Origin of the sequence: Georgenia sp. SYP-B2076, assembly GCF_003991205.1 — a bacterium.
GTDB lineage: Bacteria > Actinomycetota > Actinomycetes > Actinomycetales > Actinomycetaceae > Georgenia.
Genome location: NZ_RXOZ01000035.1, coordinates 133,697 through 147,255, shown reverse-complemented (window position 1 = coordinate 147,255; position 13,559 = coordinate 133,697). Strand labels below are relative to the sequence as shown.

Below are 13,559 nucleotides of genomic sequence, written 5' to 3'. Positions count from 1 at the left end.
CGGGCCGCTACACCAGGCCGGTGGTTCCCAGGAGGTTACCGATCAGGAATGTGGCCGCGAGCGCCAGGGCGCCGCCGGCGACGACGCGCACGGCGGCCCGGGTCCTGGACCCGCCGCCGATCCACGCGGCGACGGCGCCGGTCAGCCCGAGGGCGAGGAGCGTGACGACGAACGTCACCGGCACCCGCGCCGCCTCCGGCGGGAGCAGGATCGCGAGCAGCGGCAGGATCGCGCCCAGGGTGAACGAGACGGCGGATGCCAGGGCCGCGTGCCAGGGGCTGACGACGTCGTCCTGGTCGATGCCCAGCTCCGCCGCCAGGTGGGCGGCGAGCGCGTCACGCTCGGTGAGCTCGACGGCGGCCTGGTGCGCCGTGTCCGGGGAGATGCCCTGGGACATGTAGATCTCGGTGAGCTCGCGCAGCTCCCCCTCCGGGTCCTCCTCGAGCTCGCGGCGCTCCTGCTCGATGAGGTGGCGCTCGGAGTCGCGCTGGCTGCTCACCGAGACGTACTCGCCCAGCGCCATGGACACGGCCCCGCCGACGGCCGCGGCGACGCCAGCCGTGACGATCGCGCCGGTGCTCGCCGTCGCGCCGGCCACGCCGACGACGACGGCGGCCGTGGACACGATGCCGTCGTTCGCCCCGAGGACGCCGGCGCGCAGCCAGTTGAGCCGCTGGGCGAGGTTGGCGCTGCCGTGGGGCTCGTCCTGGCGGGACGCGGCGGGGGCGTGCTCAGTCATGACGGTCAGCGAATCACTCGGGGGCGCTCGGGGCAACGCCGGCGGCGGCGCTCGCGCCGCCACCCGCCGGCAGCACCATGCCGAAGCAGACACTGATGTCCGTGATCGCGGCGTAGTCGCCGTAGGCGGGGAGGCGGCGCCAGCCACGCGCCGCGTACAGGGCGATGGCCTCAAGCTTTTTCACCTCGAGCGACGCGGGGACGCCGTCGACGTCGACGGGCTCGGGCATCGCGCGCAGGGAGCCGCACGCCACCGCACGGTCGCCGTCGAAGGCGGCCAGGGTCATGACGATCTCCGAGGCCGCAGGGACCAGCGCGCGGCCGAGCCGGTCCTCGTGGGCGGCGTAGCGCGGATCGAGCTCCGCGCCCATGGCCGCCCGCAGCCCGGTGGCGTCCGCGCCGTCCCAAGCGACCGCCCGGATGGCGATCTCGGCGAAGCCCACCGCCGTCCCAGGGCAGGCTTCCGCCGTCGCCGGGATCCCGGCGTCTTGCTCGCGTGACATGGGCCCGATGCTAGGCATCCCGGTGCCCGGGCTCCCGCGCCGTCCGCGGCCGGGAGTGACACGCCGCGCGCCGTCAGGCACTGCACATGGCGGGAGGGCGGCCGGTTGTCCCGGCCACCCTCCCACCGTGTGCGCCGCCGACGGGTCGACGGGGCTTTCAGGGACGTCAGTGCATGAGGTGACGGTCCCACTCCCGCCAGAACTCGCGGCTGTGCTTCTTCCAGAACTTGTGGTCGTGGATGCGGTACCACTCGCTGCTGTGGCGGTGGCGCATCTCCCGGTGGTGCGAGTCCCGATGGTCTGTCTCTCGGTGGTTTGTCTCCCGGTGGTCTGTCTCCCGGTGCTGCTGCACCGTGACCGTCTGCGATGCCGGCGCCGCGGTCGAGGCGAACGCCGTACCGCTCGTGCCGAGGACTGCCACGCCGATGGCCGCCGCGGCAACGCTGCTCAGGATGGTCGTGTGACGCATGATGTGTCTCCCATGACGATTGCTTCGGGCGACATCCACGGTGCGCACCCACCGTGAGAGGGGCCCAGGCGGCGCCTATCAGTACGCTGTGAACTTTCGCCACGAGAGGCGCCCCATGGCCACCACCACGCCGCATCCCGCCGACCCGCTGGTCAAGTCCGTCACCGTGACGGCGCCGCCCGCGCGGGCGTTCGAGATCTTCACCCGTCGCATGAGCGAGTGGTGGCCCCTGACCACGCACTCCGTCGGTCGGCGCGAAGGCGCGGCGATCACCGTGGCGGGACGCGTCGGCGGCGAGATCACGGAGGCGCTGCCGGCTGGCGGCACGTCGGTGTGGGGGACCGTGACGCGGTGGGAGCCGCCGCACCTCGTGGCCTGCACGTGGCACCCCGGGCGCAGCGAGGCGGACGGCACGCTCGTGGAGGTCACCTTCACCGCCGTCGCCGACCGCACGAGGGTCGAGCTCACGCACTCCGGCTGGGAGGGGCGGCCCGACGCCGACCGCGCGCGGGCCGACTACGACGCCGGCTGGGAGCACGTGCTGAGCCTGTTCGCGGCGCACGCGGCCTGACGGCCGGGGATCACGCAGCGCCCACCTCTCCGCTCCGGAGTACATCCCTCGGCCATAGGCCTGAGGCATCTACTCCGGAGCAGAGCCGGCCACCGGCATGCCCCGGGAGTGCGGGGTCGCGCCGGGTTGGGCGGTTTGCGGCTCGAGGCTGCGCGGCCCGAGTCGGCCCGGGTCGCCGTCGCGGGCGACGACGAGGAGGTCGGCGTGCCGGGCGGCCTCCACCACCACCGCTCGACGCGGCCGCGTCGCAGCTCGGTCGCGGCCGGACGGCCCAGCACGGCGACGGCGTCCATAAGGATGTCGCGTCGCGCGCGGTCGGCGAGCTCGCGCACACGCCGCACCGGGTCGCCGCGCCCCGGGCGGTCGCGGTCGCCGCGCCCTGGGCCGTCGCGCCCCGGGCGGTCGCGATCGGGCCGGTCGCGATCGGGCCGGAGGCGCCCCCGGCCCAGGAGCCCGGCGGCGGCCGCGCCGGCTGCCCCCACCACGTCCTCGCTCTCGACGACCGCGGCGCCTCTCGCGGCGCCACGGCCACGGGACGGCCCCGCAGCGCGAGCCGCAGGCCCCCGGGCAACGGCCGGCCCCGGCTCCCCCGAGGGACGCCGGGGCCAGCCGCCTACGCGGAAGCGATCACGGGGCCGCGGTGAAGAACACCGGGTCGCCCCACCCGGCGGACAGCGTCCAGAGCCCGTCGGCGCCCGAGGGGACCGCGACGCAGACGTTGCCCTCGGCCACGCCGCCCGTGTACAGCTCGTCGACGTCGGTGAGGCTGCCCGGGATGACGCCGCAGCTGTCCGAGTACGTGCGGGAGTCGGACCCGACGAACGCGACCCGGAGGTCCAGCCAGGCGGTGCCCGACTCGGCGCCCGTGTAGGTCGCGCTCACCGGCACGATCCAGAAGGCCATGCCGTCCGCGGGCGGGTCGTTGAACCGGTTCTCCGCCTGGATCTCGGCCAGCGCCTCGCGGGGCTGACCCAGGACGACCTCCCAGTCCTCGCTGGAGACGACGTCGCCGATGACGAACGGGTTCGCGCGCGTGCCCTCGTCGCCGTCGGCGGGCGCCGGCGCCGGGGCGACGGCGGAGTCCGCCGTGGCGGGCGGCTCCTCGGGCGCGTCGCTCTCGGGTGCGGCCGCGCTGGACGACGGCGCGGCGGAGGGCGCGGGCTCCCCGCCCGCGCTGCCGATGGCCAGGCCGAGGGCGAGCCCGACGACGCCGGTCGCCGAGGCGATCAGGGCGACCTTGCCGCCGCTCATGCCCTTCTTGCCCGCGCCGCCCGTGGGAAGCGCCGATGCCTCCCACGGCGCGCTCGGCCGGCCGGCCTGCGGGTCGACGGTCGGAGCGGCCGGCGGGTACGTGGTGCCGTAGTACTCCGTGGACGGTGACGGCGCGGGGACGTGCGGGTCCTGCTGCTGACCGGGTCCGTACGGCGACCAGTCGGGGGGCGTGCTCATCTGTGGCTCCTTGGGCTAGGCGGCGCGAGACGCCGCGTCTACCCGACCATAATTACAGACGGCACAATTCTATATCTCGCGCACACGCGCGACGCCCCGCCGGCGCGGCACCTGCCGCCCCGGGAGGCGGCGGTCGCCCCACAGCCGACGAGGCGGCCGCGGCCCCGCGTGCCCCCACAGCGGACGAGACCCTCGACGGCCCCGCCGGCGCGCTTGCCTGTCAGGCGTGGATGAGGCTGCCGTCCGCGGTGATCGCGTCGGCGTCGGGGTCGTCGAACCAGTGGCCGTTCTCGCCGAGGTAGCGGAACTTCACGCTGGTCCCCTCGGGCACGGTGACCGACGTGCTGATGGTGCCGTTGCTGCGCTTGCGCAGCACGTGCTCGCCCGGCGTCCAGTCGTTGAACGTGCCGACGACGCTGATCGTGCCCGCCGGGTGGTCTGCCGGGAGGACGAAGGTGAGCTTCCGGCCCTTCTTCGGTGCGCGCGACTGCTTGATCACAAGACTTCCCGTTTCGTGAGAGGAACGCTTCGAGCGTGATGGTGGCAGGCCTCCGAGAGGTCGCCCATCACCGACACGCCAAGCGTAAGGCTCACCGATACCGGGACCCGTCGCGCCGCCGCGCCCGGGCGGGCACCCACCTCAGGGCCATGCCCCGTAACACTGCAGGTCACAGCGGTAACCAGGACGGATCGCCACGCTGCGCAGCGTCGCCGTGACCGTCCTGTGATCTGCGACACATGTCCCGGACGTCGTTCCCGGCCCGAGGCCACGTTACCCGCCCGGCGCACCCGCGCACCCCGGCCTCGTCACTCGGGCGCCACCTCCAGCACGACGTCGTCGACGCTTTTGTCCGGGCGCCACCCGCGCCAGCGGGGGTGGCGCATGCGCCCCTCCCCCGTCCACTCGGACAGCTCGACCTCCGCGACCCGGCCGGGCGTGACCCACCGGGCGTCGCGGGCGTCCGGCCGGGGGACGTCGGGCGCGGGCGGGGTGGCGCGCTCCGTCCGCACCAGCTCGTGCAGCCACTCCTCGGCCTCGCGGAGCGTGAAGCCGGTCCCGACCCTCCCGGCGTAGCGGAGGGTCCTCTCGGCGTCGCCGGGGGCGCCGTCCGGCACCGCGATGAGGAGGGACCCGACCGCGCCGGCCCTGTTCCCCTGCCCGGGGCGCCAGCCGATGACCACGACCTCCTGCGTGAGGGAGTGCTTGATCTTGACCCACGACGGCGAGCGCCGGCCCGGCGTGTACCTCGAGTCCCTGCGCTTGGCCATCACCCCCTCCAGCCCCCAGGTGCGGCTGGCGCGCACGGCTGAGGCGACGTCGCCCTCGAACACGTCGGGGATGTCGACGAGCGGGTGCGCACCGGGGTCGACGAGCCCGCGCAGCGCCTCGCGGCGCGCGTCGTACGTACGGTCCGTCAGCGGCTCCCCGTCGGCCTCCAACGCGTCGAAGAGGAGGAGACGGACGGGGTTGTCCGCCGCGAGCGCCTCGACCTGACGGTCGTCGGTCAGGTTGAACCGCTTCTGCAGGCGCGCGAAGCTCGGCCGTCCGCGACCGTCGAGCGCGACGATCTCGCCGTCCAGCACGGCGCGCCCCGCACCGGTCAGGACCGGGGCGATGCCCGCGAGCTCCGGGTACAGGCGCGTGACCTCGTTGCCGTTCCGGCTGACCAGCCGCACCTGGCCGCCCTCGATCTCGACGACCGCCCGGACGCCGTCCCACTTCATCTCGAGCGCCCAGTCGTGATGGTCCGACAGGTCCGCGACGGTACCCAGGGTCGCGAGCATCGGCGTCGGCAGCCGGGCCGACCGGCCGCCGCGCGCCGTGGCCGTTCGCGCGTCGCCGGTCCGACGCCGGACCGCGCCCCGGGTCTCGGGACGCAGGTCGGCGCCGCTGCGTGCGGTGCCGTGGTCGGCGCCGCCCCGGCCGGCTCGCTGACCCGCGGCGTCATGCTCGGCGCCGCCCCGGCCGGCTCGCTGACCCGCGGCGTCATGCTCGGCGCCGCCCCGGCCGACAGTCCCCCGGCCGGCGCGTCCGCCGTCGTCCCCGCCCCGGCGTGCCGCGACGGCGTGGGCGCCGGTGGCGTGCGGGCGCCGCCAGCGTGAGGGCGCCTCCGGGTCCATGAGGTGGATGAGCCAGTGGTTGCCGTCCTCGCCGCCGCGCCCACCGGTGCGGATGAGCGCCAACTTGGCGGTGCGGCCGGGCCCGTCCGTCGCGAGGCCGCCGTCCTCCCGGCCGGTGAGGGTGACGATGACCTCCTTGCCCTCGCGCCACTTGTGCAGCTCGTACGTGCCGGAGTCCCAGATGGTCACCTCACCGCCGCCGTACTCGCCCCTGGGGATGGTGCCCTCGAAGGTGCCGTACTCCATCGGGTGGTCCTCGGTCTGCACGGCGAGGTTGTTCCGCGCCCGGTCGACCGGGACGCCCTTGGGCAGCGCCCAGCTCACGAGCACGCCCTCGTGCGCGAGGCGGAAGTCCCAGTGCAGCCGGCGGGCGTGGTGCTCCTGGATGACGAACGTCTGGGCCGCCTCGCTGAAGTCGCTGAGGATCGCCTCGGGGACCGGCTCGGGGGTCCTGGCCGGGTCGCGCATGGCGCGGTACGTCGCCAGCCGGTCGCGGCGCCGCCGGAGCCCCACCCGGGTCGACGGCGCAGGTCCGGGCGCGTCGCGCGCTTCGCCGCCGCCCGGGCCGCCGTCACCCGGGCCGCCGTCACCCGGGCCGCCGTCACCGGGGCCGCCACCGCCCGGGCCCCCGTCACCCGGGCCGCCGCCGCCCGGGCCGTCGCCGCGGAGGGCCTCGCGAGCCGCCGGGGTGCGCTCGCCGGGATCGTCGTAGGGCGCGTCGTAGGCGCCGAGCAGCACGGCCATCGGGTCGCCGCCGCGCCGCACCCGGCGCAGCACCTCGGGGTACTCCAGCTGCGCGAGGTCCGGGGAGTCGAGCTCGCGCCAGGTGCGCGGCGCCGCCACGGTGGGGTGGGGACGCCCGCGCAGCGAGTACGGGGCGATGGTCGTCTTGCTCGAGTTGTTCTGCGACCAGTCCACCAGCACCTTGCCGCCGCGCAGGGCCCTCTTCATGTCGGAGACCACGAGGTCCTTGTGGTCGGCCTCCATGGCGCGGGCCAGCTCGTGCGCGATCGCGTTGATCTGGTCGGAGGTGTGCGAGCCGTCGAGCGCGGCGTACAGGTGGATCCCCTTCGAGCCCGACGTCACGGGCACCGGCTCCAGCCCCATGCCCTCCAGCAGGGCCCGGGCGATGCGGGCGACCTCGGCGCACTCGGGCAGGCCGACGCCGGAGCCCGGGTCGAGGTCCAGCACCAGGCGGTCGGGGTTGCGAGGCTCACCGTCGGAGCCGAACCTCCACTGCGGCACGTGGATCTCGAGGGCGCCCATCTGCCCGAGCCAGGCGAGCGTCGCCGCGCCGTCGACGATCGGGTAGGCCTTGGGGCCCGTGGAGTGCTCGATGTCCGCGCGCACCACCCAGTCCGGCGCGCCCTGCTCGAGGTTCTTGATGAAGAAGACCTCGCCCGGCTCCTCCGCGGTGCCCACGCCGGCCGGCCAGCGCTTGCGGGTCGCCGGGCGTCCCGCGCAGTGCGGCAGCATGACGGGTGCGATCTCGGCGAGGTAGCCGAGCACATCAGCCTTGGTCGTGCCGGTCTCCGGGTAGAGCACCTTGGACAGGTTGGTCAGGCGCAGCCGGCGCCCCTCGATGGTCACGGTCTCGCTCTGCTCGCGTGCGGGCATGCCCCATCGTGGCCCCTGACCTGCGGCGGCGCACGTGCTCGACCGCCGCGGCACCCAGAGGTGGGCCGCCGAGTCACAACACGGTTGCAGATCCGCCGTCAGGCACCAGTCGGTCATTTCTGGAAACACCGCTGTGTTAGAACAGGTCACCTTGCGACGGGCGTCACACCCGTCGCGCCCCCCTTGCCGGGCACATCCCGTGCGCGGACGGACTGAAGAGGACACTCCATGGCATTCGCTGGACACCGCCACCGCGCCTCGGGCGTCGTCGGCATCTCTGCCGCTCTGGCCCTCGTGCTGGCTGCCTGCGCAGAGACCGAGGGCGCCGACGAGGGCGACACCGCCGCCGCCGCGGGCATCACCATCGGCACCACCGACGTCATCACGGCGCTCGACCCGGCCGGCAGCTACGACAACGGCTCCTTCGCCGTGCAGAACCAGGTGTTCCCGTTCCTCACGAACACCCCGTACGGCAGCCCCGACGTCGAGCCGGACATCGCCGAGAGCGCGGAGTTCACCGCTCCGACGGAGTACACGGTGACGCTGAAGGAGGGCCTGACCTTCGCCAACGGCCACGACCTGACAGCCTCGGACGTGAAGTTCACGTTCGACCGCCAGCTGGCCATCGCCGACGGCAACGGCCCCTCCTCGCTGCTGTACAACCTGGAGAGCACCGAGGCCGTGGACGACCGCACGGTGGTCTTCCACCTCAAGACCGCTGACGACCAGATCTTCCCGCAGATCCTCTCCTCCCCCGCGGGCCCGATCGTGGACGAGGAGGTCTTCTCGGCCACCGAGCTGACCCCGTCGCAGGAGATCGTCGACGGCGAGGCGTTCGCCGGCCCGTACACGATCACCGACTACACCGAGAACGAGCTCATCAAGTACGAGGCCTTCGACGGCTACCAGGGCCTGCTGGGCGCCCCGAAGACGTCCTCGATCACCGCCAAGTACTTCACCGAGGAGACCTCGCTGAAGCTCGCGGTGCAGGAGGGCGACGTCGACGTCGCGAACCGCAGCCTGAGCCCCACCGACCTCGCCGACCTGCGCGAGGACGAGAACGTCACCGTCCACGACGGGCCCGGCGGCGAGATCCGCTACCTGGTCTTCAACTTCAACACCCAGCCGTTCGGCGCCGCGACGCCCGAGGCCGACCCCGCCAAGGCCCTGGCCGTGCGCCAGGCCGTGGCCAGCTCCATCGACCGCGAGGCGCTCTCCACGGAGATCTACAACGGCGCCTACGTGCCGCTGTACTCCTACGTGCCGGACGGCCTGACCGGTGCGGCCGAGCCCCTCAAGGAGCTCTACGGCGACGGGCAGGGCGGGCCGGACACGGACAAGGCGGCCGCCGCGCTGGCCGCCGCCGGCGTCGCGACCCCCGTCACCCTGGACCTGCAGTACAGCCCGGACCACTACGGCAAGTCCTCGGACGAGGAGTACGCCATGATCGAGGCGCAGCTGGAGGCCACAAAGCTGTTCGACGTCAACCTGCAGTCGACGCTGTGGGACACGTACTCCTCCGAGCGCCGCGAGGACCTCTACCCCTCGTACCAGCTCGGCTGGTTCCCGGACTACTCCGACGCGGACAACTACCTCACGCCGTTCTTCCTCACCGAGAACTTCCTGGGCAACCACTACGAGGACGCCGAGGTCAACGACCTCATCCTCAAGCAGGCGACCACGCCGGACGCCGGCGAGCGCACCGCGCTGATCGAGCAGATCCAGCAGCTCGTCGCCGAGGACCTCTCGACCGTCCCGTACCTGCAGGGCGCGCAGGTCGCCGTCGCCGGCACGGACATCACGGGCGTGGAGGACACACTCGACGCCTCGTTCAAGTTCCGCTACTCGGCGCTCGGGCGCTGACCGGCCCGTTCGCGCCACCGCCGGCGCCGGCCGCGCTCCACGGGGCGCGGCCGGCGTCGGCCGGCTGGGATCGCCACGACCTGAGAGGACAACCGCACGGTGACGATCGTTGACGAGCGGACCGTCGGCAGCACGGCTGCCGCGAAGACGGGAGGGGGCTCGGGGCTCGGCCGGTACATCCTGGTGCGGTTCCTGCTCATCATCCCCACCGTGTTCATCCTGGTGAGCCTGGTGTTCTTCCTCATGCGGGTGGTCGGCGACCCGATCACCGCGTCCGTGGGAGGGCGCCTGACCGAGGCGCAGCTGGCCGAGCGGCTCCACGCGGCCGGCTACGACCGCCCGATCCTGGTCCAGTACCTCGAGTACCTGGGGCAGGTCTTCACCGGGGACTTCGGCCGGACCATCACGGACAACCGGGCGATCAGCGAGGTCCTGACCACCTACGGCGCGGCGACCGTCGAGCTGGTCTTCTTCGCCCTCGTCGTCGCGCTGGTCGTCGGCATCCCCCTGGGCATGCTGGCGGGCTACCTGCGCGACCGCTGGCCCGACGCCCTGCTGCGCATCCTCGCCATCCTCTGCTACGCCACTCCCGTCTTCTTCGCGGGCCTCCTGCTCAAGCTGATCTTCTCGGTCGGGCTCGGCTGGTTCCCCCTCGGCGGCCGGGCGAGCACCGACGTCCAGCTCGTCCTCGGCCGCATCCAGGGCTCCACCGGCATCAACATCGTCGACGCCCTGCGGACCGGCCGCTGGGACCTGATCAGCGACATCCTCATGCACGCGGCGCTGCCGGCGACGGCGCTCGGGCTGCTCACCGCGGGCATCTTCCTCCGCCTCGTGCGCACCAACCTCATCGGGACGCTGGGGATGGACTACGTCGACGCCGCCCGCTCCCGCGGCGTGGGCGAGCTGCGCCTGGTGCGCAAGCACGCGTACAAGCCCGCGCTCATCCCGATCGTCACGGTCATGGGCATGCAGATCGCCCTCATGCTCGGCGGCGCGATCCTCACGGAGACGACGTTCGAGTGGCGCGGCCTGGGCTTCCAGCTCGCGCAGTACCTGGCCACCCGCGACTTCGTCGCCGTCCAGGGCATCGTCGCGTTCCTCGCGGTCATCGTGGCGGTCACCAACTTCGTCGTGGACGTCATCGCCGCGCTGATCGACCCGAGGGTGAGGTACTGATGAGCGACACCGACCTGGCCGGGCGCCCGGGCGCCGGGTCACCCGAACCCGGCGGCTCCCCTCAGCCCGCCACCTCCCTCGACCCCGCAGGGTCCACCGAGGCGGTCGCCGTCGCGCACGGTGGCTCGTCCGAGGCGAGGTGGAAGACGCTGCCGCTGGTCTGGCAGCTGCGCCGCAGCGTCGGCCTCCAGCGCGGCATGCTCGTCGCGGGCCTGGTCCTGTGCGCCGCCTTCGTCGTCCTCGCGGTCCTCGCGCCGGTCATCGCGCCGTACGCCTACAACCAGCTCAGCGGCCCGGACGGGAACTTCCCGCGCCAGGCGCCGCCGTCGGCCGAGCACCTCTGGGGCACGACGGTCGGGGGCTACGACGTCTTCTCCCGGGTGGTCTGGGGCTCGCAGACGGCGATCCTCACGGTGATCATCGCCGTCGTCGCCTCGATCTTCGTCGGGATCGCCCTCGGGCTGGTGTCGGGCTACCTCGGCGGCTGGGTCGACCGGGTGCTCGTGACGATCTGCGACGCCATCTACGCCTTCCCCACGCTGCTGCTGGCCATCGTCGTCTCGATCATCATCAGCGGCGGGCAGTCGAGCTTCTGGGGCGGGATCGTCGCCGCGGCCATCTCCATCACCGTGGTGTTCATCCCGCAGTACTTCCGCGTGGTCCGGGCCGAGACGGTGCGCCTGAAGGCCGAGCCCTTCGTGGAGTCCGCGCGGGTGGTCGGCACCTCCACGGCGCGGATCCTGGGCCGGCACGTCCTGCGCAACGCCACCCGCTCCCTCCCCCTCATCCTGACCCTCAACGCCGCCGAGGCCATCCTCACGCTGGCCTCCCTCGGCTTCCTGGGCTTCGGGATCAACCCGACGGCGGCCGCCGAGTGGGGCTACGACCTCAACCGGGCCATCGCCGACGTGGCCAGCGGCATCTGGTGGACCGGCATCTTCCCGGGCGCCGCGATCGTGCTGCTGGTCCTCGGCGTCACGCTGGTCGGTGAGAGCCTGAACGACCTGTCCGACCCACGTCTGCGCATCCGCCGGCGCGCCCCCAGGGCGCCGCGCGGGGGACGGCGGCCGGGCCCGTCGCTGCCGGCCGCGCCCGCGGCCGCGCTCCCGACGCCGATCTCGCCGTCCCCTGCGTCCTCCCCCGCGTCGACCGGCGCGTCGACCGGCGGGTCCGAGCCACACCCCACCGAGCCCAGGCATGGAGCCGAGTCATGACCGCCGTCGTCGAGATCACCGACCTCCGCGTCTCCTTCGCCACCGACGCCGAGCCCGTGCGCGCCGTCGACGGCGTCTCCCTCACCGTCGAGCCCGGCCAGGTGCTGGCGATCGTGGGCGAGTCCGGCTCGGGCAAGACCGTCACGGCCAAGACGATCCTCAAGCTCCTGCCGGAGACTGCGGACGTCTCCGGCGCCGTGGTGCTCGCGGGCCGGGACATCGTCCGGCTCGACGGCGCCCGGCTGCGCGCGGTGCGGGGCAGGGACGTCGCCATGGTCTTCCAGGAGCCGTCGACCGCGCTGAACCCCGTGTACACGGTCGGCTGGCAGATCAGCGAGGGGCTGCGCGCCCACGGCAAGGTCTCCAAGAAGGAGGCCCGCGAGCGCGCCATCGAGATCCTGGGCCGGGTCGGGATCCCGGAGCCGGAGACGCGGGTCGACTACTACCCGCACCAGTTCTCCGGCGGTCAGAAGCAGCGCATCGTCATCGCCATGGCGCTCGTCCTCGGGCCCAAGGTCATCGTGGCCGACGAGCCCACGACCGCCCTGGACGTGACCGTGCAGGCGGAGATCCTCGACCTGCTCCGGCGCGTCCGGGACGAGTTCGGCTCCGCCATCGTGCTCATCACCCACAACATGGGCGTCGTCGCCGACCTCGCGGACCGCGTCGCCGTGATGTACCAGGGCAAGGTGGTGGAGGAGGCCGACGCGCGCGAGCTCTTCGCCAACCCCCGCCACGAGTACACCCGCAGCCTCCTCGCCGCGGTGCCCCGCCTCGGTGGCGGGCACGGCGCAGGCGGGCACGGCGCAGGCGGGCACGGCGCAGGCGTGGCGCCCGCGCACGCCGCCGCGCCGTCCGCCCCCCGGACCGTGGCGACGCCGGCCGCGCACGCCCACGCGGCCCCCGCATCGGCCTCCGTCGGCCAGACCATGGCGACGCCGTCGCCGGGCCCCACGGACGACGCCGGAGCCTCGGGGCGGGCCGCCGTCGTCGAGGCGCGCGACCTGGAAATCGTCTACCCCGGGCGCCTCCGCCAGCCCGGTTTCCGCGCCGTCGACCGCGTGAGCCTGTCCATCGCGCCCGGCGAGGTGCTGGGGCTCGTCGGCGAGTCGGGGTCGGGCAAGACGACGATCGGCCGCGCCATCGCGGGCCTCACGCGCGCGACGGGCGGGTCGCTGCGCGTGCTCGGTCACGAGATGGTCGGGTACAAGGAGCGCTCGTTCCGCCCCCTGCGGGCGAAGATCGGCTTCGTCTTCCAGGACCCGGCGACCAGCTTCAACCCGCTGCTGACCATCGCGGACGCCATCGCCGAACCGCTGATCGTGCACGGCAGGGCCCGCGACACCGCCGCGGCCCGCCCGCGTGTGCGGGAGCTGCTCGACGCCGTCCACCTGCCCGCGCACTTCGGCGGGCGGTTCCCGCACGAGCTCTCGGGAGGGCAGCGCCAGCGCGCGAGCCTGGCCCGGGCGCTCACGCTCGACCCCGAGCTCCTGGTCGCCGACGAGCCCACCTCCGCCCTCGACGTCTCCGTGCAGGCCAAGGTCCTCGAGGTCTTCACCGAGCTCCAGGAACGCCTCGGCTTCGCGACGCTGTTCATCAGCCACGACCTCGCCGTCGTCGGCATGCTCGCGAACCGCATCGCCGTGCTCTACCGTGGCGAGCTCGTCGAGGAGGGCCCGGGCCAGCAGGTCCTCGGGGCGCCGCGGCACGCCTACACGCGGCGCCTGTTGGCCTCGGTCCCGGTGCCGGACCCGGTCGAGCAGGAGACACGGCGCGTGGCCCTCGCCGCGCTGGCGGCCCGGCCGCACTGACCGACCGCGGCGCTGGCGGCCCGG

General features: G+C 73.7%; 11 protein-coding genes. 5 read left to right on the top strand and 6 right to left on the bottom strand.

The genetic code is table 11. The features are described from left to right. Window positions 1–7 precede the first annotated feature (7 nt). The 3 genes from EJK16_RS17120 to EJK16_RS17105 all read right to left on the bottom strand — a co-directional run bounded on the left by EJK16_RS17120 (window position 8) and on the right by EJK16_RS17105 (window position 1,710). Window positions 8–739, bottom strand: a complete 732-nt coding sequence (locus EJK16_RS17120) for a VIT1/CCC1 transporter family protein (protein WP_127131517.1) — start codon at window positions 737–739, stop codon at window positions 8–10. Between the two features lie 13 nt (window positions 740–752). Next, the gene (locus EJK16_RS19705; RefSeq protein ID WP_164737392.1) at window positions 753–1,241 is read right to left on the bottom strand and encodes a hypothetical protein; all 489 of its coding nucleotides are present in this window, start codon (window positions 1,239–1,241) and stop codon (window positions 753–755) included. Between the two features lie 166 nt (window positions 1,242–1,407). After that, the gene (locus tag EJK16_RS17105) at window positions 1,408–1,710 is read right to left on the bottom strand and encodes a hypothetical protein (protein ID WP_127131511.1); all 303 of its coding nucleotides are present in this window, start codon (window positions 1,708–1,710) and stop codon (window positions 1,408–1,410) included. Window positions 1,711–1,825: 115 nt separating this feature from the next. On the opposite strand from EJK16_RS17105, the gene EJK16_RS17100 reads away from it, so the two are divergent. Beyond that, window positions 1,826–2,281 carry an SRPBCC domain-containing protein gene (locus EJK16_RS17100; protein ID WP_127131509.1) on the top strand — a complete coding sequence of 152 codons (456 nt, stop codon included), beginning with the start codon at window positions 1,826–1,828 and terminating at the stop codon, window positions 2,279–2,281. 627 nt (window positions 2,282–2,908) lie between these two features. Here EJK16_RS17100 and EJK16_RS17095 read toward each other — a convergent pair. The 3 genes from EJK16_RS17095 to EJK16_RS17085 form a co-directional block, all read right to left on the bottom strand. Beyond that, window positions 2,909–3,730: a hypothetical protein gene (locus EJK16_RS17095; protein ID WP_127131507.1), complete on the bottom strand. Its 822-nt coding sequence runs from the start codon at window positions 3,728–3,730 to the stop codon at window positions 2,909–2,911. A gap of 220 nt (window positions 3,731–3,950) precedes the next feature. Next, window positions 3,951–4,229 (bottom strand): isoamylase early set domain-containing protein, encoded by a 279-nt coding sequence (locus EJK16_RS17090; protein ID WP_127131505.1) that lies wholly within the window; start codon window positions 4,227–4,229, stop codon window positions 3,951–3,953. 308 nt (window positions 4,230–4,537) lie between these two features. After that, window positions 4,538–7,468, bottom strand: a complete 2,931-nt coding sequence (locus EJK16_RS17085) for an ATP-dependent DNA ligase (protein WP_127131503.1) — start codon at window positions 7,466–7,468, stop codon at window positions 4,538–4,540. 228 nt (window positions 7,469–7,696) lie between these two features. Between EJK16_RS17085 and EJK16_RS17080 the strand changes: the two genes are divergently transcribed. The 4 genes from EJK16_RS17080 (at window position 7,697) to EJK16_RS17065 (ending at window position 13,535) form a co-directional block, all read left to right on the top strand. Further along, on the top strand, window positions 7,697–9,331 hold the full coding sequence (locus EJK16_RS17080) for an ABC transporter substrate-binding protein (protein ID WP_127131501.1): 1,635 nt from the start codon (window positions 7,697–7,699) through the stop codon (window positions 9,329–9,331). A gap of 99 nt (window positions 9,332–9,430) precedes the next feature. After that, a complete protein-coding gene (locus EJK16_RS17075) occupies window positions 9,431–10,510 on the top strand; it encodes an ABC transporter permease (protein ID WP_370276082.1) in 1,080 nt (359 codons plus the stop codon). Beyond that, entirely contained in the window at window positions 10,510–11,724 is a 1,215-nt protein-coding gene (locus EJK16_RS17070; RefSeq protein ID WP_127131499.1) for an ABC transporter permease, read from the top strand. The genes EJK16_RS17075 and EJK16_RS17070 overlap by 1 nt, the downstream gene beginning before the upstream one ends. Further along, window positions 11,721–13,535 carry an ABC transporter ATP-binding protein gene (locus EJK16_RS17065; protein ID WP_127131497.1) on the top strand — a complete coding sequence of 605 codons (1,815 nt, stop codon included), beginning with the start codon at window positions 11,721–11,723 and terminating at the stop codon, window positions 13,533–13,535. The genes EJK16_RS17070 and EJK16_RS17065 overlap by 4 nt, the downstream gene beginning before the upstream one ends. Window positions 13,536–13,559: the final 24 nt, after the last annotated feature.